The organism is Rhizobium sp. R634, from assembly GCF_002211305.1.
In the GTDB taxonomy this organism is placed as follows: Bacteria; Pseudomonadota; Alphaproteobacteria; order Rhizobiales; family Rhizobiaceae; genus Rhizobium.
On the sequence record NZ_LOKW01000001.1, the window covers coordinates 822,168 to 845,325 of the forward strand.

23 protein-coding genes are annotated in these 23,158 nt (G+C 61.5%); 5 read left to right on the forward strand and 18 right to left on the reverse strand.

The genetic code is table 11. The features are described 5' to 3' along the window. Window positions 1-7 precede the first annotated feature (7 nt). Entirely contained in the window at window positions 8-922 is a 915-nt protein-coding gene (locus ATY77_RS03700) for a hydrogen peroxide-inducible genes activator (RefSeq protein WP_088686121.1), read from the forward strand. A gap of 229 nt (window positions 923-1,151) precedes the next feature. Here ATY77_RS03700 and ATY77_RS03705 read toward each other — a convergent pair whose 3' ends face one another. The 3 genes from ATY77_RS03705 to panC form a co-directional block, all read right to left on the reverse strand. After that, window positions 1,152-2,552, reverse strand: a complete 1,401-nt coding sequence (locus tag ATY77_RS03705) for a VWA domain-containing protein (protein WP_245314279.1) — start codon at window positions 2,550-2,552, stop codon at window positions 1,152-1,154. Between the two features lie 177 nt (window positions 2,553-2,729). Next, window positions 2,730-3,551 carry a 3-methyl-2-oxobutanoate hydroxymethyltransferase gene (gene panB / locus ATY77_RS03710; protein ID WP_088686123.1) on the reverse strand — a complete coding sequence of 274 codons (822 nt, stop codon included), beginning with the start codon at window positions 3,549-3,551 and terminating at the stop codon, window positions 2,730-2,732. Then, on the reverse strand, window positions 3,548-4,465 hold the full coding sequence (gene panC, locus ATY77_RS03715) for a pantoate--beta-alanine ligase (RefSeq protein WP_088686124.1): 918 nt from the start codon (window positions 4,463-4,465) through the stop codon (window positions 3,548-3,550). Before panC ends, panB begins: the two co-directional genes overlap by 4 nt. A gap of 231 nt (window positions 4,466-4,696) precedes the next feature. Here panC and ATY77_RS03720 point away from each other — a divergent pair, with 231 nt between their 5' ends. Beyond that, on the forward strand, window positions 4,697-5,167 hold the full coding sequence (locus ATY77_RS03720; RefSeq protein ID WP_088686125.1) for a ProQ/FINO family protein: 471 nt from the start codon (window positions 4,697-4,699) through the stop codon (window positions 5,165-5,167). Here the strand turns inward: ATY77_RS03720 and repC are convergent. The 9 genes from repC to ATY77_RS03765 all read right to left on the reverse strand — a co-directional run bounded on the left by repC (window position 5,160) and on the right by ATY77_RS03765 (window position 15,717). Further along, on the reverse strand, window positions 5,160-6,440 hold the full coding sequence (gene repC, locus ATY77_RS03725; protein ID WP_088686126.1) for a plasmid replication protein RepC: 1,281 nt from the start codon (window positions 6,438-6,440) through the stop codon (window positions 5,160-5,162). The two genes, ATY77_RS03720 and repC, sit on opposite strands and share 8 nt — an antisense overlap. A gap of 213 nt (window positions 6,441-6,653) precedes the next feature. Next, the gene (gene repB / locus ATY77_RS03730) at window positions 6,654-7,628 is read right to left on the reverse strand and encodes a plasmid partitioning protein RepB (RefSeq protein ID WP_088686127.1); all 975 of its coding nucleotides are present in this window, start codon (window positions 7,626-7,628) and stop codon (window positions 6,654-6,656) included. 69 nt (window positions 7,629-7,697) lie between these two features. After that, a complete protein-coding gene (gene repA, locus ATY77_RS03735; protein ID WP_088686128.1) occupies window positions 7,698-8,906 on the reverse strand; it encodes a plasmid partitioning protein RepA in 1,209 nt (402 codons plus the stop codon). Between the two features lie 239 nt (window positions 8,907-9,145). Next, window positions 9,146-10,207 carry a sn-glycerol-3-phosphate ABC transporter ATP-binding protein UgpC gene (gene ugpC, locus ATY77_RS03740; protein ID WP_088686129.1) on the reverse strand — a complete coding sequence of 354 codons (1,062 nt, stop codon included), beginning with the start codon at window positions 10,205-10,207 and terminating at the stop codon, window positions 9,146-9,148. 22 nt (window positions 10,208-10,229) lie between these two features. Beyond that, window positions 10,230-11,084, reverse strand: coding sequence for a sugar phosphate isomerase/epimerase (locus ATY77_RS03745; protein WP_088686257.1), 855 nt, complete (start codon window positions 11,082-11,084; stop codon window positions 10,230-10,232). Between the two features lie 27 nt (window positions 11,085-11,111). Next, complete coding sequence (locus ATY77_RS03750) at window positions 11,112-12,350, reverse strand: ROK family transcriptional regulator (protein ID WP_088676003.1); 1,239 nt, start codon at window positions 12,348-12,350, stop codon at window positions 11,112-11,114. A 40-nt stretch (window positions 12,351-12,390) separates the two neighbouring features. Continuing rightward, window positions 12,391-13,233 carry a carbohydrate ABC transporter permease gene (locus ATY77_RS03755; RefSeq protein WP_088676004.1) on the reverse strand — a complete coding sequence of 281 codons (843 nt, stop codon included), beginning with the start codon at window positions 13,231-13,233 and terminating at the stop codon, window positions 12,391-12,393. Further along, entirely contained in the window at window positions 13,230-14,159 is a 930-nt protein-coding gene (locus tag ATY77_RS03760; RefSeq protein WP_088686130.1) for a sugar ABC transporter permease, read from the reverse strand. Before ATY77_RS03760 ends, ATY77_RS03755 begins: the two co-directional genes overlap by 4 nt. 259 nt (window positions 14,160-14,418) lie before the next feature. Further along, a complete protein-coding gene (locus ATY77_RS03765) occupies window positions 14,419-15,717 on the reverse strand; it encodes an extracellular solute-binding protein (protein WP_088686131.1) in 1,299 nt (432 codons plus the stop codon). 353 nt (window positions 15,718-16,070) lie between these two features. On the opposite strand from ATY77_RS03765, the gene ATY77_RS03770 reads away from it, so the two are divergent. After that, complete coding sequence (locus ATY77_RS03770; RefSeq protein ID WP_088676007.1) at window positions 16,071-17,120, forward strand: Gfo/Idh/MocA family oxidoreductase; 1,050 nt, start codon at window positions 16,071-16,073, stop codon at window positions 17,118-17,120. Here the strand turns inward: ATY77_RS03770 and ATY77_RS03775 are convergent. Next, window positions 17,117-18,256: an ROK family transcriptional regulator gene (locus tag ATY77_RS03775; protein ID WP_088686132.1), complete on the reverse strand. Its 1,140-nt coding sequence runs from the start codon at window positions 18,254-18,256 to the stop codon at window positions 17,117-17,119. The genes ATY77_RS03770 and ATY77_RS03775 overlap by 4 nt on opposite strands. Before the next feature lie 373 nt (window positions 18,257-18,629). Between ATY77_RS03775 and ATY77_RS03780 the strand changes: the two genes are divergently transcribed. After that, window positions 18,630-19,172, forward strand: a complete 543-nt coding sequence (locus ATY77_RS03780; protein WP_088686133.1) for a hypothetical protein — start codon at window positions 18,630-18,632, stop codon at window positions 19,170-19,172. A gap of 61 nt (window positions 19,173-19,233) precedes the next feature. Here ATY77_RS03780 and ATY77_RS33115 read toward each other — a convergent pair whose 3' ends face one another. The 5 genes from ATY77_RS33115 to ATY77_RS32355 all read right to left on the reverse strand — a co-directional run bounded on the left by ATY77_RS33115 (window position 19,234) and on the right by ATY77_RS32355 (window position 22,236). Then, window positions 19,234-19,419 (reverse strand): hypothetical protein, encoded by a 186-nt coding sequence (locus ATY77_RS33115; protein WP_088686134.1) that lies wholly within the window; start codon window positions 19,417-19,419, stop codon window positions 19,234-19,236. A 295-nt stretch (window positions 19,420-19,714) separates the two neighbouring features. Then, window positions 19,715-20,173, reverse strand: coding sequence for a hypothetical protein (locus tag ATY77_RS03790; protein WP_088686135.1), 459 nt, complete (start codon window positions 20,171-20,173; stop codon window positions 19,715-19,717). Between the two features lie 35 nt (window positions 20,174-20,208). Then, the gene (locus ATY77_RS03795) at window positions 20,209-20,586 is read right to left on the reverse strand and encodes a VOC family protein (RefSeq protein ID WP_088686136.1); all 378 of its coding nucleotides are present in this window, start codon (window positions 20,584-20,586) and stop codon (window positions 20,209-20,211) included. 312 nt (window positions 20,587-20,898) lie between these two features. Next, window positions 20,899-21,201 carry a hypothetical protein gene (locus tag ATY77_RS03800; protein ID WP_088686137.1) on the reverse strand — a complete coding sequence of 101 codons (303 nt, stop codon included), beginning with the start codon at window positions 21,199-21,201 and terminating at the stop codon, window positions 20,899-20,901. A 258-nt stretch (window positions 21,202-21,459) separates the two neighbouring features. Beyond that, complete coding sequence (locus ATY77_RS32355) at window positions 21,460-22,236, reverse strand: hypothetical protein (RefSeq protein WP_141103906.1); 777 nt, start codon at window positions 22,234-22,236, stop codon at window positions 21,460-21,462. A gap of 526 nt (window positions 22,237-22,762) precedes the next feature. Here ATY77_RS32355 and ATY77_RS32360 point away from each other — a divergent pair. Further along, window positions 22,763-23,038 carry a hypothetical protein gene (locus ATY77_RS32360; protein WP_141103907.1) on the forward strand — a complete coding sequence of 92 codons (276 nt, stop codon included), beginning with the start codon at window positions 22,763-22,765 and terminating at the stop codon, window positions 23,036-23,038. Window positions 23,039-23,158 lie beyond the last annotated feature (120 nt).

The following is a 23,158-nucleotide window of genomic DNA, read 5'->3' on the forward strand; positions in this document are numbered from 1 at the left end:
TGGGCTTATGAAAAATCTTACCCTGAAACAGCTGCGTTATTTTGAAGCTTTGGCAAGGGACGGCCGATTTCGCCGTGCCGCCGATGCCTGCGCCATTTCCCAGCCGGCGCTCTCCATGCAGATCAAAGAACTTGAGCAGGAGTTGGGCAGCGAGCTCTTCGAGCGCAGCGCCCGCGAGGTGAAGCTCACCCCCTTCGGCCAGACCTTTGCGCTGCGCGTCCGCGATATCCTGCGCGCCGTCGATGAACTCGGCGAGTTTGCCCGCGCCTCGCGCGACAGTTTCCTGACGCGCCTGCGCATCGGCATCATCCCGACGATCGCGCCCTATCTGTTGCCGGCGATTATAAACGATCTCAACAAAAGCTTCGCGGGGATTCAGATCGAGGTGCGCGAGACGCAAACGGGCAAGCTGGTCCAGGAGCTGGCGCAGGGCCAGCTCGATATGGCGATCGTCGCGCTGCCCGTGTCGGAACCCTCGCTGACCGAGCTCGAACTGTTCAAGGAGGAGTTCGTGCTGGTGCGGCGGCACGAGGACGGCGGCAAACCGGTGCCCGAGCGCGAGGCGCTGCGCGAAATGCGGCTGCTGCTGCTCGAAGAGGGCCACTGCTTTCGCGATCAGGCCCTGTCCTTCTGCAAGGTCGGGCCCGCCCGCCCGCGTGAGATCATGGAAGGCAGCTCGCTCTCCACCCTCGTCCAGATGGTCGGCGCCGGCATCGGCGTCACCCTGATCCCGGAGATGGCCGTTCCCGTCGAAACCCGCTCGGCCCATGTCTCGATCTCCCGCTTCCCCTCTCCGCAACCCTCGCGAACCATCGGCATGGTCTGGCGCAATTCCACGCCGCTGGCCAAGCAGCTGCAGGAGGTCGCCGAGGCGGTCCGCCGCTCGGCGGAGGCGATGCGAGGGCAGTATGCCGGGGGGTGATGGATAGGTTGCTGGTGGGTGCCCAGACCCCTCCCCAACCCCTCCCCACAAGGGGGAGGGACTAACATGCCGCACCGTTTCACGTAGCCTCCACCATACCAATCGGCTGAACGGTCGCAGCGAATAAGGCCTCTCCGTCTGGTCTCCACCGAGGCCGCAGGTTAAGCCCCTCCCCCTTGTGGGGAGGGGTTGGGGCGGGGTCTTGGGCCGCAACGAGCCGCCTCGGCAATTACTGCGTCAGCCGCAACGTATCCCCGCGAATGGCCGCCGCGATCGTCTGGTAGACCGTCTTGATCGTCGCCGGCGATGCGGTGAAGAAATGTGCGGTGTTGGTGGCGCAGTTGCGGATGTTCACCACGTCGGCATCGGCGCTGTAGGAAAGCGTATAGATTTCGATGCCGCTCTTCTTGATCGCCGTGCATGCGGTCAGCATCGCCGAGGTGGCGAAGGTGTTGCAGGCCGAGGATTGGGTTTGCGAGCAGATCCAGTCGAACTTGTCGTTCGGGTTATATTTCGTGTTCATTTCGCCATCGGTCATGAACACCATGACCTTGTGCACGGAATCGGAGACCGGCGCGGGCGAGGATTGGTCTCCCCACACACCCTGCCATTTCGGCGACAGCGTGTACCATCCGGCGACCACGCCCGCATCCAGCCGGGTGGAGCCTTCGGAGGTCAGGCTGGCGACGGCCTTTTTCAGATAGGCGAAGTCCCCGGTCAGCGGCGTGACCGGGGGCGGGCAGAAGCTCGTTCCCGATTTCGGATTGGCGTCCATGGCGACGAAGGCGGCGGTCTCGGGCGATGCGTCGCTCATGCCGTAATCGCCGATCGCGCCGTCATCGCGGACCTCGACATCGGCGCGCGGCTCGATGCAGCCCATCCAGTAATAATTCTTGGTGGTGGACATGACGGGCGTGACGCCGTCGATCCAGTAGGAGAGCTTGTAGCTGGAGCTATAGACGGATTGGGGATCGGTCCAGCGTTTGGGAACGGCGGCCGCGCCATTATAGGATTTGAGCCAGCCGGTGTTGGCGAGGCCGAAATTGACGCGGCTGGAAAAGGGCACGATCGAGATCTTGGTCTTGTCGACCAGCGACGAATTGGACGAGAAGGCCTGGAGAAAGCCTGCGACCGCGGTCTGCATCGGCGTGAAGCGGTTCTCCTCGATCATCGAGCTCGACACGTCGAGAACGAGCGCGATCTCCAGCTGCTTCACCCCCGGCAGGGCCGCGCAGGAGCGGATGCCGATCGGGACGGACTGGATATTGGCGAGTTTCATGAAGGTGGTGGGCACGGCGTCCGTGACGTCGACACAGAGTTCCGACTCGTCGCTTGCCACCTCGGGCTTGCCGGCGAAGGCGGTTTCGAACTCGCCGTTGGCCGAGAGGAAGGCGTTGATGGTCTTGGAGATCTTCGCCTCCGGCATGCCGGACGTGTATTTCGCGGCCGCCGCGAGCACCGCCGAGTCCGCGGCCGATTGCAGCTCCGTCCTGCTGTTATAGGCCCTGATGTAATCGATCGATGCGCCGACCGCGAGAAGCATGGGCACGGCGGCCAGGATGACGATGATGGCGACGGCGCCGTCGCGATTTTCGATCAGGCGGGAAAGCAGGGGCAAGCGAGGGGACATGGGCATCGGCTCGAAATCAAGATCTCTCTTTGGTTTCGAACAGCGCTATGGCGGCAACCTTAACGACAGGGAAACGCGCTGCCGCCTGGGAGCGGCAGGGGAAATTTTCCAACGCGAATCGGACAGCCAACGCTCATTGTGGATATGCCGCGCATGTGAAGCGCGGGCGCTCTCGCCTTACGAGCGGCGCTTGAACGTGTGTTCGGCGGCCGGGAATTTTCGCGAGCGCACCTCTTCGGCATAGGCGGCGGCGGCATCCGCGACCCGCTTGCCGAGCTCGTCGTAGCGCTTGACGAAACGCGGCTTGAAATCGTTGAAGAGGCCGAGAATGTCGTCCGAGACCAGGATCTGGCCGTCGCAGGCGGAAGAGGCGCCGATGCCGATGGTGGGTATGTGAATGCCTGCGCTCACCTCGCGGGCGAGCGGCTCGACCGTGCCCTCGACGACGACGGCGAAGGCGCCCGAGCCGCCGATCGCGTGGGCGTCGCGGCGGATCTTCGAGGTCTCGTGTTCGGAATGGCCGACGGAGCGATAGCCGCCGGCGGTATGGACGAGCTGCGGCATCAGGCCGATATGGCCGAGCACCGGAATGCCCCGCTTGGTGAGGAAGGCGATGGTCTCGGCCATCTCTTCGCCGCCCTCCAGCTTGACGGCGTCGCAACCGGTTTCCTGCATGATGCGCACGGCGTTGCGGAAGGCGATCTCCTTGGATTCCTGGTAGCTGCCGAAGGGCATGTCGACGACGACGCAGGCGTTGGCGACGCCGCGCATGACCGCCTTGCCATGGGCGATCATCATGTCGAGCGTGACGCCGATCGTGGTCTCCATGCCATAGAGCACCATGCCGAGCGAATCCCCGACCAGCAGCAGGTCGCAATGCTCGTCGAGAAGGCGGGCCATCGGCGTCGTATAGGCTGTGAGGCAGACGATCGGCTTGCCGCCCTTCATGGCCGCGATGCCCACAGGCGTCAGGCGCTTCTGGGTTCCGGTGGCGCTCATTTCGTCACTCCCTTTCCCGGCTGGCCGGTCATGCGATTGTCCCGGACGATCTTATTGTCTCCCGGCACGCGGCTGCGGATCACTCTGTTGTCGAGTAGCCGCGTCGTGCCGATGCTGACGAAGAGCGCCGCGACGACGGGGTCTTCGATCGAAGCGACCGGCGCGAGCGTCGAGGCATCCCTGACGGCAACGACTTCAGCCTTCGCCAGGGGCTCGCGGCCGATGAAGGCGGTGAGCTTTTTCTCGAGTTCCCCGGCATCGGTGAGACCCTCGGCGACCAGGCGCTCGGCCTCGTCGAGCGTCTGAGGGACGATCACCGCCGCGCGCCGTTCGTCGGGGCTGAGATAGACATTGCGCGACGACAGGGCGAGGCCGTCGCTGTCGCGCACCGTCGGCACGGCGATCACCCGCACCGGCACGGCGAGATCCTCCACCATGCGCTTGATGATGACGACCTGCTGGTAATCCTTCTCGCCGAAATAGGCGGTCTGCGGCTGGACGATGTTGAAGAGCTTGGAAACGACGGTGGCGACACCGGCGAAATGGCCGGGCCGGACCGCGCCTTCGAGCTCGCGGCCGAGATCGGGAACGTCGACCACCGTCTTCATCGGGCGCGGATACATGTCCTCGACGCCGGGTGCGAAGAGGAAATTGACGCCCGCCTGCTTGAGCATGGCGCCGTCGCGCTCGAGATCGCGCGGATATTTGGCGAGGTCTTCGGCCGGGCCGAACTGCAGCGGATTGACGAAGATCGAAACGACGACGATGTCGTTTTCGGCCCGAGCGCGCGTGACGAGCTGCATATGCCCGGCATGGAGATAGCCCATGGTCGGCACGAGCCCGACGGTGCGCCCCTGCCGCTTCAGCGCATCGAGCGTGTGGCGCAGCTCTTCAATGCTCGAGAAAACCCGCATATATCCTCCCCGCGGCCGGTCATTCTTCTTGGGCGCGGATAAGAAGTGTAATCGATGCCGGAGGTCAATGCACATTCCGCGATAAAAACGATTATATGGATGGCAGATCGCTTGGTGCGAACCTATATCCGCCCGGAAATGGAAGCTTGCCGCGGGCTGGCAATGTGCGAGCCGCGGCGCTATTGGCCAGTCCGTCAAGATACCATCACAGTCGGCCGTTATGGAGGATGCATGGACAAACCCTGGAAGATTAGCCGCGGGCCGATTGCGGCGACGGAGCTCGACGTGGAGAAGGCCAACGCGATCAACGGCATGTTGATCCGGCCGGTCGGCGTGCTTCCGGCCAAGCCCGGCGATCCCGTCCTTCCCTTCGCCGTCGGCCTGTTCAACGAGCTTCGCCCGCTGTTGAAGCCCAAGGCCGGGGTGACGACGCTCCGGCGCGCGACCGCCGCCTATGTCCATTGCCGGCGCTATTATTTCGCCAGCGCCCAGCCGGATTCCATGCGCCACAACATCGATGGCGAGCCGGTCGAAGCCTTGTCCGTCGAAGACCGGCTGGTCGCGCAGAAGCGCTTCCTCAGCCTCAAGCAGAGCGCCAAGGCCGAGGCGCCCGAGCCGGCGCCGGTTCCCCCGCCGGTGCTCAGCAAGAACGAACAGATCCGCGCCGCCCTCCTGCGCGGCAGGAAGAGCCCCGTCAGCTAGCCTTGCCGAGAGGCGGATCCTGCGCCCGCAAGAGCGCCATCAGCATCGGCCCGAGCGCGAATTCGCCGCGTCCGGCGCGCCGCGTGAGATCCCTGAGATAGCCGCCGGCGGAGGTGATGCACCCTCCCCTTTGCAGGATGCAGGCCATGACGGTGGCGGCATTTTCCGGCCCCATCACTGCACAGGCGTCCTCATAGGCAGCCGCGCCGACGCGCAGCATCGTGCGCACGGTGGCCGCCGCCGTCATCAGATCCCGCCAGCTGCCGATCGCCCCGCCCGGACCGTAATCGATGATATCGGGGCAGGCCTGCAACACCGTGCCGAGTGGGAAGGATTTCAGTTTCCCGGCATCCGTCCGAACAGCCCGCCATCCCTGCCCGCCATCCCCTCGCCTGCCCTGGTCATGGCTTTCCAGCCCTGCCTTTGGCTGATCGTCCCGCCTCTCCTCCTGCTCCGTTTCCAAGCCCGGTTCAGATTCAGATAGGGATTCTGGGTGAGAATTCTGTATGTGGCGCTCAAACTGAGATTCACTGGTGCTCGCCATTTGCATTTTCTCATGCGATTCCAATGTGTTGATGATGGCGAGGCGCAGTGTCTCCAGCTCTTCGAGGAGCGGCGGGAGATTTTCGAGCGTTGCCGCCTTCGGAATGCGCTCCAGCAGCGCGTGAAACAGGCAGGAAACCCGCTCCCACTCGCCGGGAACGGCTTCTTCGACGGCTGCGGCGATGAGCTTGGTGATGTCGCGCCGGCAGATCGTCAGCCGTTCCTTCGTTGCCCGCAGCATCTGCCGGTCGGCGGCGATCCCGGCCGCCATCGCTTCGATCTCGGTGGCGCGCGCGAGCAGCGGGGCGAGGATGAAGCCGTAGGCCTCGTCGATGCCGCCTGCCCTGCCGCGGCGGACGTAACGCTTGCCGTTCGGGCTGTCCTTGCGGGAGATGAGGCCGGCTTCGACGAGCACGGCGAGATGCCGGCGTAGCGTGGCGGCGGCCATGCCGCGTGCCCGGAGCGAAAGCTGCGTATTGGAGGGAAAGACCACCAGCCCCTTTTCGCTGGAGAGCTCGTCCTCGGGATAGAAGCTCAGCAGCGCATCAAGCACGGTGAGCGCCCGGTCGGTCACGCCGAGCCCTGCCCGCGCCTCGCAAACCGATCGGAACAATTTCCATTTGTTGCGCGTCGTTCCGGCCGCCATCGCTTCGCCGCGCCGCTGTTTCAGCAGCAGGGCAAGCGACATCGGCCGCCGCCCGAAGGGCGTCGTCACAGATTCACTCTCCATTTCCTTCACCTCTATTCAGGCAAAAGAAATCCGCTCACCGAAACGATGCGAAGGTTGAGGGCACTGCAGCGTCATTGCCGCATCTGAAAAGACGCGGGGGCCGCTTCAGGACTCTTGACGGGGATTCGTGAAAATGCGATTCTCTGTCTTGCTTAAGGATGTGAGAAGGGCTTCCACGACTCGTTCGTTTGGGGGCCTTTTTCTTTTGCGGTTTCAGTCTCCTTGTTTGCCCTCCTCGGCGAGGAATTGCTCATAGAGCGCATCCAGCCTGCCGGAGAGAAATTCACCGAAGCGGCCGGCATTTTTCGCCTTCAGCGAGAGCGAGAACGCCTTGCCGTCATTTTTCATTTCCGCCTGCACCGCCTTATCAAGCGGCTGCCATGTCACCTTCCTGGCGGCGGTGGTCTTCTTCACCGGCCGCGCGCTTTTGTTCAGCGCCGCATAAAGCGCTTCGAAACGTTTGTCGGAAGGTAACTGATGAAAGTTGTCGCCTTCGAGGACCTTGGCGACGCTTGCGGCATTGGCCGTTTTGCCGGCGAGCAGCGACAGTTCCACCCAGCGCTCGCGGCCGACGCCGGGGGCCGGGCCGATCGCCTGGACGACCTCTTGCGGCAGCCGCTCCATGACGGACATCATCTTCGAAACCGAAGCCGCATTGGCGGCGAGCGCCGTCGAGATCACTTCCCGGTCGTAGCCAAGCTCTTCCAGCCGCCGGGCAAAGAGTGCCCGCTCGATGAAGGTAAGGTCTGCGCGGGCCGAATTTTCCTGCCCCTGGGCGATGACATGGGTGCGGTCGTCGATCGCCTTGACGACGGCGCGGACATTGCGGCCGAGCTCGCGGGCGGCGCGGAGGCGCCGGTGGCCGAAGACCACCTGATAACGTCCGTCGATCGTCCCATGGGGACGCACCAGGATGGGCGTGTCCTGTCCGCGTGCGCGGATCGCCTCGACCAGTGCGCGGAACGCCTCGTCATCCTCGGACAGCCGGTCCTTGACGAAGGAGACCTCGACGGTGTCAGGGTCGAGATCGACCACCGCCTCGCCCTCGAGGAATTTTTCCGCCTGCTTGGCCAGCTCATCCAGCGAGCGGACGAGCGAGCGGCCTGCCCCACGCATCGGATAGTTCGGCGCGCCGGCGCCCTCGTCAGGCATTTCGGCCAGCCCCTCAAGGAGATTCTTTCGTGCCATGACTTTCTCCGATTGCGGTCAAACAATTGATTCGGTTGAAGGAAACCGTGAATTTGTCAGCCGACAAATTCACCGTCCCCATGCCTGGTGAATGAGGCCGGCGATCTCGGCATTGACGGCGTCCATCGCCTCGATCGCCCGATCATAGGTTCCCCGGTTCATCGAGGAACGCTCGACCTCGTAAAGCGTCTGCTTGGTGATGCCGGCATCCGAGATCGCCGTCGATTTGACCATCTGGTTCTTCAGCATGAATTCGTGGAACATGGTCGACATGAAGCCGACCATCTGCGCCTGCGGCACGTCGGTCGGCTCATAGCGGGTGATGAGATAGCGGTACCAGGAGAGGTTCACCTCGGCGCCGGCCGCGCGGATCGGCTTCAGGATGCCGCCGAGCATCAGCAGGAACTGGCCCATCGACATGACGTCGAGCATCTGCGGATGGATGGTGATCAAGACGCTGGTCGCCGCCGTCAGCGCCGTCAGCGTGAGATAGCCGAGCTGCGGCGGACAATCGATGACGACGACGTCGTAGCGGTCGTCGACCTCGGCGAGCGCGCGCGAGATGCGGGTGAAGAAGGTCTTGCCGTCATTGCTCGATTTATCGGCCATGGCGAGCGGCGTATCGTATTCGTATTCCTGCAGGTCGAGATTGGCCGGCACGATATCGAGGCCAGGAAAATTGGTCTGGTGGATGATTTCCGAGAGCTTCTTCTTCTCGCCGTCGTAGCGGATCGCCTCGTAGAGCGAGGAGGCCTGGTCGAATTCCGGCTGGAAGCCGTGCAGGGAGGAGAGCGAGGCCTGCGGATCGAGATCGACGGCGAGCACGCGGTGGCCGGTCAGCGCCAGATGCTGGGCAAGATGGGCAGCCGTTGTCGTCTTGCCCGAGCCGCCCTTGAAGTTGACGACGGCGATGACCTGCAGCTTCTCGTTTCCGCGGCGATGGGGCACATACATGCGGCTCTCGGAGCGGCCATGCGCATCGAGATAGCGCCTCAGCTCCAGCATCTGCTCGGCACTGTAAGAGCGCCGCCCGGAAGGCGAGGTCCTGGGGCAGGGGCCTTTGCCTTCGAGATGCAGCTTCTTCAGCGTGCTCTGCGACGCGCCGACATAATTGGCGACCTCCGCCAGCGAGAAGCTGCGCAGCGTTTTCTTCGCATTGGGCGGAAAACGCTGCACGCTGAGCAGATGCAGCTTCTTCGATATCACGTCGCCATGTTCGAGAATCTGATCCTCGAAATGCAGTGGTGCTGCCTTCAAGGCATTCAAATTAGCGTTCATCGGCGGCAATCTCTTGGATAACGATTTTCGGGATCAAAAGCCCCTCTAACCGTTATTATCCGCGATTCTCCGATACCGGCCAAGAATTTTAAGGTTAACGCATATTAACCTTTTGGCCGCGCGTTCAAGCACTTGGTCGGTGCTGCATGATGGCTGGAAGGCCGGGGAGTTTGGGCCGGGGGCGCTGATAAAGCGCCCCCGGCGGCGCCCGGCCGAAGGGGAGGGGGCATTCGGCGGGCTTAACTCAACGGCGCTTCGCCTGTGGTAATGCGCTGCTCGTCCGCGCCGAAGAGGTGCACGGCATCGTGGATCGGCGCGATCTTCAAGACATCGCCGGGGGCGGCCCTGATCCGCTCGCGGAAGACGCAGGTGAGTGTCTGCCCTCCCAGCCGGACGAGGACCAGCGTTTCCGAGCCGGTCGGCTCCACGACGATGGTCGTCACCTCGATGCCGTCGGGGTCGAGGCTGATATGCTCGGGACGGATGCCGTAGATGACCGCGTCGCGCGGGCGGCGCTCGCTCGGCAGCAGCAGGCCATCCTCAGTGCGGAAGCCGCCCTCCGTCATGCTGCCCTTGATGAAATTCATCGCCGGCGAGCCGATGAAGCCGGCCACGAAGAGGTTGCTCGGCCGGTCGTAAAGCTCGAGCGGCGAGCCGGACTGTTCGATCAGCCCGTCCTTCATCACGACGATCTTGTCGGCCATTGTCATGGCCTCGATCTGGTCGTGGGTGACGTAGATGGTGGTCGTCTGCAAGCGCTGATGCAGCTCCTTGATCTCCGAGCGCATCTGCACGCGCAGCTTGGCGTCAAGGTTCGACAAGGGTTCGTCGAACAGGAAGACGGCGGGATCGCGCACGATCGCGCGGCCCATGGCGACGCGCTGCCGCTGGCCGCCTGAAAGCTGCTTCGGATAGCGCTCCAGGAGATTTTCGAGACCGAGGATCTTGGCGGCATTGCCGACCCGGTGGTCGATCTCCGACCTCGGCATGCGCTTCAGCCGCAGCGAGAAGCCCATGTTCTTGGCGACCGTCATATGCGGATAGAGCGCGTAGTTCTGGAACACCATGGCGATGTCGCGATCCTTCGGCGCCAACTCGTTGACGATGTGCTTGCCGATCTGGATCTTGCCCGAGGTGATGTCTTCGAGGCCAGCGATCATCCGGAGCAGCGTCGATTTCCCGCAGCCGGAGGGGCCGACCAGCACGACGAATTCGCCGTCGCCGATATCGACCGACACGCCTTTGATGGCTTTGAAGGCGCCGTAATCCTTGCGTGCATTGTTGACCGAAACATGGGCCATGAAACTCCTCCAGAATTCGCCGTCAAAGTCCGTTCAAGACGCTTTTGAGATAATCGAGGCCGAGGCGTTCGCCCTCCTTGCGCGCATGGAGATCCTTGCCCGGCCAGCCATAGGCGGCATCCTCGTGCTCGATCGACAGCGTGCCGTCGAAGCCGTAGCCGCGGGCCTGGCGGAGGAACCGCGGCCAGTCGAGAAGGCCGAGCCCCGGCAGCTTGTATTGCCACCAGCCCTTGCCGTGATAGCCGATCGCCTGCAGCGCCTGGCGATCGATCGCGGTATCCTTGGCATGCAGAATGGCAATGCGATCCTTCACCGCCTCCATCGCGTGATAGGGATCGACGCCGATGCGGATGAGGTGCGAGGGATCGAATTCGAGCCCGAAGCGGCGATCCGGGATTCTGGCGAAAAGCGCCTGCCATCCCTTCGGCGTCGTGCCGATGAAATTGTCTTTCGGTCCCGGCCAGTTTTCGATCGCAAACGTGAGGCCGGAGGATTGCGTCTCGGCGATCAGACCGTTCGCGAAGTCGGCGAAATCGTCATAATTGGCCTCGTCGCTGGCGCTGTCGTCCCGGCCCGGAAAGATCACGAAGATCGGTACGCCGGTCTCGCCGATCGCCTGGGCGAACTCCGCCGTCCTTGCCCGGAGCTCCCGGCGCCTGTCGCGGTCGGCATCGAGCTGGTTGCCGAAATAGGTGAGAGAGGAGACGAAGAGGCCGCGGCTTCTCGCCAGCGCGACGGCGTCGGCCACCCGGTCGGGTGTCTTGATATGGCCGCCGACATCGATCTCGATCGCATCGAAACCGGCCGATGCGGCGAAATCCGCCACTTCCTCCAGCGGGCGGTCATTGAATGTCGAGGTATAGAAGCCGATCTTCACCATATCCTCCCGGGCCTTGCGGCCGTTTCAACTGTTCAGCCGATCCATGAATTTGAGCGGCGAGCGGGTGCGTTGCGCCACGTCAGCCGATGCGAGCATGAGGGCGGCTGCCATCGGCATCGCCGCCGCGCCGATCGCCGAGGCGTCCTCGCCGATCGAGGCGCGATGCAGTGACGGCAGGTTGGTGTCCTCGGCGTCGAGATGCTCGTGCACATAACGCAGCAATTCATCGACGATGCGGATCGGCAGCCGGCCGCCGACGAGCACGGCGTCGGGATCGACGATCATGGCGATATGTTTGACGGCGACCGCCAGATGCGCGCTCATTTCCTTGAGCCACTGCGAAACGAGCCGCCTTCCATGCGCGTCGAGCGTCAGCAGGTCCTGGGGAACGCTCACTTCGATGCCGTGTTTGGCCAGGAAATCATAGAGGAAGAACAGCGAGAAGATCTCGCCGAGAAGCTGGACCTTCTGGCCTTTGCCGTCGCGGCCGTCGGCGATCGGCAACCAGCCGATCTCGCCGCTGAGGCCCATGGCGCCGCGATGGCCGTTGCCGTCGAGCACCAGGCCTCCGCCCGGGCAGGCATTGACGGCGATATAGAAGAAGCTGCTGCTTTCGGCGCCGAGGCCGTAATCGAGCTCGGCAAGGGCTGCGGCATTGGCCTCGTTCTCGATGAAGACGGGGTGCTGCGTCAGGTTCTCGAGGGCTGAGCGCACATCGAATTCCGTCCATTCCTGATAGGCGTCGGGCTTGCCGAGCAGCGAGATTTCGCCGAGCCAATCCGGCACCGCCAGCCCGATGCCGCAAAGGCGGGCATCGTCGATCAGCCGGCTGCGCTGGAAATGCGAGATCGCATCCGATGTCAGCTGCATGAACTCACCAGGCAGGATGAAGCGCTTCTCATGATGCACGCGGGCGCGCACATTGCCGACGGCATCGACGGCGAGGATCGTCAAATGATCGCGGTCGATGTTGATGCCGATGGCATAAGAGGCGTCCGGGTTGATTTCGAGCTCGATCGCCGGCTGGCCCCGCAGCCCATGCCGCCGGCGGGCTTCCATGATCAGGCCCTCGTCCAGCAGGCGGTCGACGATGCGGGCGATGGCCGGTTTGGTGAAGCCGGTGCGCCTTGCGATTTCGGCGCGCGAGATCGGCGCCTGACGGTGGATGCAGCGCAGGACGACGGCCCTGTTGTGCTCGCCGGCATCTTCGACATTGGCGCCCGTCAGATCCGGGGAGAGCCTCGTGCCGGGCATCTGGTTCATGCGTTCAATCCTTCCTTGCGCCTCACGGGCAGAACCGGCCTCATCCCTTCACCGCGCCGCTGGTCATCGCGCCGAGGATCAGCCTCTGAAGCGACAGGAAGGCCACGATCGCCGGAACGACCGAGATCAGGCAGGCGGCGGCAAGCAGCTGGATGGACGAGTCGGTCTGCATGCCGCGGAAGTTAAAGATTCCCACGCCGATCGGCATCAGGTCATTTTTGGTGAGCAGCAGGAACGGCACGAGGAATTGCGACCAGCCGGCAATGACGGTGATGATGAAGACCGAGGCGATGCCCGGCGCCGACAGCGGCAGGATGATCCGCCAGAAGACCGAGAACCGGTTGCAGCCGTCGATCATCGCCGCCTCGTCGAGGCTGCGCGGAATGCCGTCGACGGTGCTCTTCAACAGCCAGGTCGCCAGCGGAACACCGAGCGCGATATAGACCATGACGACGGCAAAATGCGTATCGAGCATTCCGAGCCGGTTCATGTAGCGGTAGAGCGGCACCATGATGACGAGCGGCGAGATCATCTGGAAAAGCAGCAGGCCCATCATCGACAGGCCCTTGCCGCGGAAATTGAAGCGGGAAAAGGCATAGGCCGCGGGCAGCGCCACGATCAGCACGCCGAAGCCGCTGAGTGCTGCGAGCTTCAGGCCGTTCCAGAGATAGATCGGGAAATAGCTGTTGTTGAGAACGGTGATGAAATTGTCGATGGTTGGATTATTGGGAATATAACGCGCCGCGCCGCGATAGATCTCGCGCTTGTCGCGCATCGCCATCGACAGGAGATAGGTGAGGGGGCCGGCGAAGAAGATGAACATAGCCAGCATGAAGAGATAGCTCATGGCATCGCCGAGCCGTGTTCCGGTGCGCCGGCTCATTGCTCTTCCTCCTTCGGCAGGAACGAGGCGTAGATGAAGGCGAGCCCGAGGCTGATGATCAGCATCAGCACGGAGAGCACGCTGCCGCCTGAGAGATCGTAGTTTCGGAAGACGATGTTGAAGACGTAGAGCGAGATGACCTCGGTCGCCCGCCCGGGACCGCCGCCGGTCAGCGTGATGATCGCATCGAAGGTGTTCACCGTCTGGATGGTGATCAGGATCATGTTGACGAGGATGGCGGCGCGCAGCTGCGGCAGCGTGACGAAGAAGAACTGCTGCGAGGCGGTCGCGCCATCGACTTCGGCGGCTTCATAAAGCGAGGGATCGATCGCCTTCAGCGCCGCATACATGACGACCATGGAAAAGGCCGTGCCGCGCCAGATGTTGGAGATCAGCGTCGACCAGGGCGCGATGGCCGGATCGGAAAGCCAGGCGACGGTCGGCATGTGCATCAGCCTGAGAATGCTGTTCAGCGCGCCGTAGGGCGCTTCGGAAAACAGCATCTGCCAGATGATGCCGCCGGCGATGCCGGGCACCACCCAGGCGACCAGCGCCGTCGTTCTCAGGATCGTCGTGCCGAACAGGCCGCGCTTTTCGCCGCGGATGACCGTGACGGCCACCGCAAGGCCGAGAATTTGTTGGCCGATAACGCTGCCGCCGACGAAGATCAGCGTCGCCCATAAAATGTCGGGCAGCTGCGGCGAGCTCAGCGCATTGGTGATGGAACCCAGCGTATAGTCCTGATTGTCGCCGATCAGCGTCGCATTGGTGAAGGAAAGCCGGAAAACGTCGATGACCGGGTAGAGATAGAATATGCCGATGACGATAATCACGGGCATGATCCAGGGCAGGGGCGCACCGGCGAACCGGCGCATGAACGTTCTGCTTTGAGGCGGGCTGTCGGCCTCGATGGCAATGGGGCTCATTGGCTTCTCTGTCCGGGTTTGGCAAAGCCGGCGACGCCCACGGGCAGGCGCCGCCGCTGTCTGATGCGTTGGAGATCGCCGCTGCCCCTCACCCTAACCCTCTCCCCGTTCTGACGGGGAGAGGGGACGTGCCCCGCGAGGCGCTGGTAAGGGACGGAGAGCTTGCGGCTTGTTCCTTCTCCCCGTCACAACGGGGAGAAGGTGGCGGCAGCCGGATGAGGGGCTGCTCTCGCCGATCTCCTGAGCTGCGCCGCCAGCATCACAGCCGCTTGTAAGCCTCCATCGCCGCGCTGAAGGCGGCATCGAGGGCTTCTTCCGGTTTCTTCGTGCCCGAGAGCACGTCGCCCATCATGATTTGGATCTGGTTGGATATTTCAGGATAGATCGGCACGCCGGGGCGAGCCTGGCCGTTGACCAGAGCCTGGGCGAAGGTCTTGTTGGCTTCGGTGGAGAAGACCTCGTACTTGTCGAACAGCGATTTGCGCGTCGGCAGCTGCTGCTGCAGCGCGTTGGCCGGGCCCATATAGACCTCGCGGGCGAGGTTGGCGCACATCTCGACCTTGTCCTTGTCCTTGCTGAAGGAAGCGATGGTCCAGCCGCCGGTGCCCGTCGAGCGCTGATCGGCCGTCGGGCCGGGGATCGGCGAGAAGGTCCAGTTCTTGAACTCGTTTTCCTCCAGCGTCGTCTTCAGCTGCGCATATTGCCAGTTGCCGCCGATGAAGAGGGCGGTCGTGCCGGCTGCCGCCGCCGCGTTCATGTCGTCGTAATTGGCGATGGTGCTGACGCGTTTGGGGGCCGCGCCGGAATCGACGAGATCCTTGAAGTAGTTCAGCGCCTTTAGGAATTTTTCCTTGTTCTCGCCCTCGCCGAACACCGGCTTACCGCTGTCGTCGACAAGCTTGCCGCCGAGCGCCCAGTAATTGGCGAGCCAGTCGAAGGTCGTGCCTTCCCAGCGTCCGCCATTGAAGAGCACGCCTTCCATGCCTTCCTTGGTGGAGGCAAGGGCGGCCTTCTTCAGGTCGTCCCAGGTCTCGGGCGCATCTGCAACGATCGACTTGTTGCGGTAGAGCACGCGAAGGTCCGTATCCCACCACCAGGCGCGCACCGTTTGGTCCTTGTCGGTGATGCCGGCGCGGATGAAGGGGAAGAGATCGTCCACTTCTTCCTTGGAGAAGTAGGGCGTGAAATCGGCCAGCACCTTGTTGACCATGAACTGCGACAGCACGAAGGAGTCGACGGCGGCGCAATCCGGTGCGTTGCCGGCCTTGGCCTGCTCCAGCATCTTGGCCTGCTCGGTGCCGATGTCGGAGGACATGAACTGCATCTGCAGTTTCCACTCGGGATGCTTCTTGATGAACTCGACGAACAGCTTCTGATAGCCCTCGGCGATGGTGGGATCGGAATTGTTCGGGCTGTCGTTGGTCAGGCGGACGACGAGGATCTTGGCCGCATCGGCAAGGCCGATCCGGTCTTTGGTGGCAAGTTCCTGGGCAAAAATGGCGGATGCTGAAAATAAGATAGTGCTCAGCGTCAATGCGCTGACGGTCGCGCTCTTCATGATGGGTCTCCTCCCCATTTTGAACGATTACAGCCTGGCGGTCAGTTGACCTCTCCTCATTTCCGTGCTGCATTAATTAGATTAAGTTACTTTGATTTGATGTCAAGCCAGAGCTTTGGGAGGATCGAGATGCTGGCGACATTCAACAGCAGCTAGCGCGCTGCCGGCGAAAATCGAGTCGACTTCGCGAGGTCATGCACCGGATCGAAGGTGATGGAGCGTCCACCAGACGCGCGGCGCATCCACCCCGCAATTTTCCCGAGGAAGAGCCCGAGCGATCGCGGATGGCCGCGACCGCAAGCGGCGGTTTTTGCCCGGCGGCAGCCGGAAATCCAAACTCTGTGGAGGAGAAGATGCGTTTACTCATTCTCGGCACCGGCGGCATGGCCAACCAGCACGCAGCACGTTTCAAGGCGATCGAAGGCGTCAGCGTCGTCGGCGGCGTCGATGTCGTTCCGGAGCGGCTGGCGGCCTTCTGCACCGAACATGGCATCGCCAATCATTTCCTCTCGCTGGAGGATGCGCTCGCCTGGGGCGAGTTCGATGCGGTTGCCAATGTCACGCCCGACAGCATCCACCATCCGACGACGCTGCAGGCGATTGCCGCCGGCAAGCATGTCTTCTGCGAGAAGCCGCTCGCCACCGATGCGGCGAAGGCCATGGAGATGACCGAGGCGATCGAGCGGGCGGGCAAGGTCGGCATGGTCAACTTCACCTATCGCAATTCGCCGGCGCTGCAGAAAGGCCGGCAGATGGTGCTCGCCGGCGAGATCGGCGCGGTGCGCCATGTCGAGGCGTCGCATCTTCAGAGCTGGCTGGTCGGCCGCCACTGGGGCGATTGGAAGAGCGAGAGCAAATGGCTGTGGCGGCTGAGCAAGAAGCACGGCTCGAACGGCGCGCTCGGCGATATCGGCATCCACATCGTCGATTTCGCCTCCTACGGCTCCGGCCTCGACGTCGCCCATGTCTTTGCCCGGCTGAAGACCTTCGACAAGGCGCCCGGCCACAAGATCGGCGAGTACGATCTCGATGCCAATGACAGTTTCACGATGAATGTCGATTTCACCAATGGCGCGATCGGCACGATCCAGGCGACGCGCACCGCCGCCGGCCAGATGGACCAGCTGCGGCTTAGGGTCTACGGCGAAACCGGCTCGGTCGAGATGATCTACGACACCGGCAATTCGACGCTGCGCGCCTGCCTCGGCGAGGACGTGCACACGGCGACCTGGCGCGACGTGCCCTTCGATCCCGTCGAGACCAATTACCAGCGTTTCGTCCAGGCGGTGCGGGCGGGCAAGACCCAGGAACCATCCTTCCGCCGCGCGGCGAATATCCAGAAGGTACTCGACAAGGCGCTCGCTTCCGATCTCAGCCACAAAGACGAGGCGCTCACTTCTTAGGCCGAAGCCGGCGGCAGCAGCAGCGTGTTGAGGAAGGGCAGCAGCGCCGCACCGAGCGCGACACCGCCGCCGCTGAAGCTGGCCGGCCGCATCGGCGAAATCCATGGCGTGATGATCGGCCGCGTCGCGGTATCGCGCCGCTCGATGGAAAGCTGGTGGATCAGCGCCTCGATCACGCCCTGCGGCAGGTCTCCGCCGATCATGACGGTGCTCGGGGCGAAGAAGCCGGCCATGGCGATGATCGGATCGAGGAGATGGCCCGCGGCCTCGCGGATCCATTGCGACAGCAGGGGGCAGGAGAATTCCTCGCCCTTCAGCAGCCGGGCGAAATCCTCCTCACCGATGCGCGCCCGCAGCGATCCGAAGCCGACGACGGTGTTGAGCCGGACATTGTCGGGCCCGGTCAGCATTTCGCCGATGCTGCCCGCTCGTCCGTGCACGCCGGAATAGGGCACGCCGCGAATGAGGAAGCCCGCCTGCACGTCGTCGTCGATGATGATCATCGCGAGCCCGCCCTCCGGCAGGCCGCTGCCGATCGTGCGCTCGGCAAGAAGGCCCGCCGTGCATTCGTTCTCGACATAGGGGCGAGCGATCGTCGAGATCGCGGCAATCGCGTCGCTCTCAGCCTCCGTCCAGTCGTTGGCGGCGATGCCGAGTCCGATGACCGGCCTGGCGGCATGCCGATCGACCATGTCTCGGACGGCCGTATGCACCAACTGGACCTTGTCCGCCGGGTCCACGTCGAAATAGGCCCGCTCATGCATCTGGCCGCTCAGATCGACGAGCACGATCTCGCCGCGCCGCTCGCGAAGCTTCACCCCGACCGAAAAAGCGCCTTCCGGCCGCAGCGCAAATTCGGTCGCCGTGGCGCCGCCGCCGAGCCCGTTGCGCCGGTTCGAGGTGACGAGCTTCTCATCCGCCAGCCGACGCAGGATATTGGTGATGCCGGGCCCGGTCAGCCCGCTATGGCGCCCAAGCTCGGTGCGCGTCAGCGGCCCATGCCGCCGGATCGCCTCCAGGATGACGCGAATGTTCCGGTCGGCGATCTCGCCCGACCTCAGACCCACCGTTTTGGCGCGCGGACCGCCCATCTCCTGGGTGTGAAGCCGACGCGGCCCTGACCGAAGATACCGCATGACCGTCTTTCCTAGAGCACTATCTCGGTTGTGTAGCACGCTTGCAGGTGTTCGTAACGATTTTCCAATAGATGTGTAGCCAACTAATTCCGTTACCTGCTTCCGGAGGTCAAAATGGCGTCTATACCAACTACGCCCGAGTTGATGTCGACGATCGCTCGCTTGGAGCTGAGGTATCGTCGCCACGCTGACGCGGCGGATCTTTTCACTGCCTAGGAAAAGCTCTGCGAGCGTTTCGAAGACGATTTGGCGGAGGAGCGTGACGTTCTGCTCAGCAAGGCAGCCGCATTGATGCTGGTAAAATATTGGGTCGAGCAGGCGGCATGAAATGGTTTCCTCTCTTGAAACGAGACCTAAGGATTGATTTCAACACATGACCGATGGGCATTCTCCCGCCGCCGACCGCGACCCAAACGCCACCCAGCCAATTCTCGTCTTGCGAGGGGGCGTCAGATACCTCTTCATGACCGTTGGCCTCTTGATGCTCTTTTCCGTTTACCTCTCACTCATCGCCCTTGGGCAGATTGAAATGAGCAGACGCACCAGCGGTGTCGGAGAGGGCCTGTTTGCGATCGTCTTGCTCGGCGTCATCGTTTATGTTGTGGTAAACGCTCGGAAGGTCCATTTCACGAAGCCCATCATGGTGATCGGGCCCGACGGCATCGCTGCTCAAAGGCTGCCGAAGCTCATCCCCTGGTCAATGATCGAACGTGTCGATATCCCCGAGACCCGGTGGGCGCAATTCATCTATCTGACTGTCCGCAACGACGCTGATCCGGAAATCCTTGGACAGTTGCGCAAGCGACAGCCTCTTGAACGGGTCGTCGCGATACCGCACAGATGGGTTTCGGGGTTCAGTTCACGCGAAGTCAAGGACATCGTGAATCGCTATTTTGAGCGCTCACGACAAAGCTGAAGCCAAATGGATTTTCTGCTTCCCGCTGCTATTGATGGCGCTCGTCAAGCGGCCGGGCGATCTAATAGCTGCAAGGACGATCGTTGCCGAAGCCGTCGCGGCAGGCTGGTCTGAGGCCATAGTCGACGCTGCTATATCCAACCGAGCCGGTTTGGACCGAGTCGGTCGAACTTGTCGTGCAGGACGATGAAACGGCAACCAAGACGACGGCTGCCATCGCAGCCAATAGTTTACGAATTTGAAGCATCCCACCCTCCTATCGCTTCCCCAAAAAACGGCGATTTCAGTGCGATGAATGCGCAAATAGGCCGGTCTCGCGATCCGATAACCGTTTTTGCTGATCAAGATTCCGTTATTCGTTCAAGCCCCAGCCTTGACCCTGAGATCGCCGAGAAACTGCCCGCCCGGCGAGTATTAGGTCATCAGGCCATAGTCGCAGGCCTCTACTTGTTCTTGATGACCGCCGCGAGTTCTTCCGGCGTCGTTCATGCAATCCTGTGTTAGCTTTCGTAAAGTACGGATTTTGCGACCGGATGGAGCATTCAAAACCACTGCCCGCTGTCGCAGTCAAATGTCCAACAGTTGCCGACTAAACGGCGTACCTCAGGCTCCACGAAGCCGATGAGATTTGTGATTAAGCTCGGGTCATCCTCAATGCCCCATGACAATTCGACACGCTGATTGCAGCGTGCAATTGCGCTGCTTTCGGCATGAGGAAATTGTGCTGCGATCCCCTGGGATTCAGCCAGCACATGGCTCTCGCTGCTCAATCGAATGTCCAACTCTGCCGGTGCCCCGAACTTCAACTGGTGCGAGGTCACCTGCCGAAGAGGTTCCTGATATCTCATCAACGCTGCTTGAAGTAACGTCAGATCGCCAAAGCCGTCACGGAAAAGGATCATCCAAGAGAAACGCGGCGTCATAACCGGCGCGTGAGAGGCCGTCGTATCTTTAATTGTCGCAAGCGACCGCTTGCGTTTTAAGAAGTCGAATAGTGCCATGCTGCCCCTTTTTCGGTTTCTTGCCCCTCAGCTTGTCAGCCCGCGTGACGGCTGGTCACTCTGATATAATAGCCGTCAGGATCGACAAGGCGAAAGTCGCGAAGTCCCCAGGGTTGCTGCGCAAGATCGGAAAGTGGCCAGCCGCTCTCCTTTGCCGTGCGATAGGCATCCTCGACGTCGGCGACGCTTAAGACGATCTCGATGCCGAGGCCAGCTTTCTCGCCCGTTTCGATCCGCAACGGATGATCGCTTGGAAGGGCGCTCCGCAAATTGATCGCGATCACTGCGTCACCGTTCGTCAGCATGGTATATTCCGCGCTTGCCGAGCCCCGAATTTCGAAGCCCAGAACCCGCCGATAGAAATCGAGCGATCTCTCTGCCGCTTCGACGAACAACTCCAATCTCAGTTGCAAGCGGTATCTCCTCTTTCGGTGGCCTTTCCATTGGTGGGTGATTTTCACGACGCGCGGTGAGGTGGACCTTATCAGAAATTTTCGTTCCGACGGAAACCGTGAGCTCAGAGAACTGGGAGCGTCGATGTCGACGCCCTTAACTTTTTTCCATTTTTCAAAGTAAGTCATTGAAATTGTTTAGGGGCAAATCGAAATTTCAGACCAATTTTCCAAATGTTCCCGTAACTCGTTTCCAATCTTGTCGCCTTCCTGAATAAAGATACAAAAAAAGCCCGACAACGTCGGGCTCTTTCTGCAATTACGAGGTTGTTTTCAGACCGATAGATTCTGCTCCAAATCCTCGCGGCGGTAGATCTTCGCCACGTGCTTGACGCCGCGAAGAACCGGTTCGATACCAAAGCGGTCGAGTTTCTTGACAAGCTTCGTCGTCACCGTGCCGAGCATGGGCGCGACTTCCTCCGCTGAAATGTAGGTCTTTTTGAATTCCTCGATTTCCGTCTTGGGTGCTCGCCGCGCATGAAATTTCGCGTTCGCGCGGCGTGGCACGCCCACCAACAATCCAAGCTTGAACAGCTCCTCAACGATCCGGTTACGTTCAAGCTGACGCGGATTCATCGACTGACAGTGTATCCGGGTATTTTACGCGGACATTGCGGCGCCGTTTCGGGTCCGCCCTTTTTTGCCTAAGCATGTCCTCGACGTTCAAGTTGATATTATCGAGCCTGATCGGGTTCCCGCGCACGACGGCTGCATTGATCTTCCCGCCGAGTACATGCTGAACCGCCGTGGTGAGGCTGTAGTTAGATGCCGCGATCGGTCGCATCGTGGGGGTACCGATCGCGTCGACCTCCTCAACAATTGTTTCGAGTTTCTTCAGAAGCCCCTCGACCTCGTCCTTGGCAACGAAGCGAAAGATCCGCTCCCTAAGGCCGTCGTTTGACTGGTAGCCAAGCAAGCCCGCCTTGAGCAGTTGGTCAATACAATCACAGTGCACCCAAGCAATTTGGCCGCTACCGAAGTGGTTAGCATTTCCTGCTCACGAATGATGTGTGCATGCATCGCGGCGCGGTTAAAGCTTTTGCCGCCGCAAATGAACCCCCGGTATTCACGGACCACGCATTCGATGCGGGCTTCGGAGATGTCGTACTCCGCGGCCGCGCTTTTGACCGAATGCACGATACGCTCATTGACCGGCCGAACAAACCGCTCGCTTGGTGCCATCGGCAGGTTCTGCTCCGCGAAGCTCTGGAAGAAGTCGATCAGGCCCTTATAATTGGGATCATTGATATTCCAGTCGAGCCAGCGAATGACCGGCGAGTAGAGCGACTTATGCGCGCCAAATCGCCGGTCGGTGGCCGTGGGGCGATTGCGGAGAAAATCGGACACAGCTTGCTCCCCGAGCTTGGCGATCTCGAAACCTTCATGGCGGCAGTCGATGTTTTCGAAGCCATCTGGAACGCGGTCGAGCATTCGTTTCGCGTCGGTTGTCGCGGCCATGTGACCAAGGATCGAGCAGAGTTCCGTCGCGACGTCGGCATCCAACGCGTCCAAGTAGGAGTTGTCGGCCGAGCCCAAGACCCGCCGATGGAAGTATTGATCGGAAGGATCTGGCCGACCCTCCACTACCGTCGAGGCCGCCCAGCGCGACAAATCGCCGAGTTCCTCGATACGCGGCCCTTGGATGAAGGGGACGCCATGAATGGGGCAAGCGAAGATCTGCCGGCGACACCACCAAGAGCGTCTTTCTGCTCAAGGATCTCGAAGCTTATGATTTTGGAGATGCGCGCGCCCAGGCAGAGGCAAAATTAGTCCTAGCTCGCTCGATTGCTTATACAATGAATGCCCATTCCGAAGCTGATTGGGTTGATCGAATGGTCATCGTGCGGGCCGGAACCGCAGATGGGCATGCGATTGTCGGGCCCCTGTCCCATGCGATGGCGCAGACGAGTTTCCGACAAGTATGCCAACAAGATCGTGGGGGAACGAGTTTCCATCTTGCTAATACCCTACTGCCGGAGGTCTCCGATAAAATTCGTAAATCTATTACGGAGTACGCGAACGGGTTTCACGCCGACGGCTTGTCGACGCAGCTTGTCTCGGTATGGTCAGCACTAGAAGGGCTTCTGCCGAGCTGAAGGATAAGGAAAATAGGATTGGCGAAATCTGTGAGGCCGTCGTGACGGCGCAACGCGCCGCTTACTTCCGAAACATGCTGCAATGGGTGTATTCCCTTCATCGAGAAAAAGAACCTGAACGCTTTGCTGACCTCATCAAACCGATCAAAGAAACCATATCCGAACCCCACCGCTTCGGCCTTGCAATTCTCGATCCGAAATACCTAACAGTTTCCAAAGACCTCCAGGCACTCATGGCCGACCGGCCACTTGGACAGCTGCGAACGTTCCGATTACTTACGGGCTCAAAACTGCGAAAAGTACATCTACGACACTAGGCGGACATGACCAAAAGATAATCTGGCAAACAAAGCGCATTTACCTCGAGCGAAATCGGATCGTGCACAACGCAAGCCCCTATCGTGTCTGGATGTCCTGTTTCTGGAACTAGTCCGCAA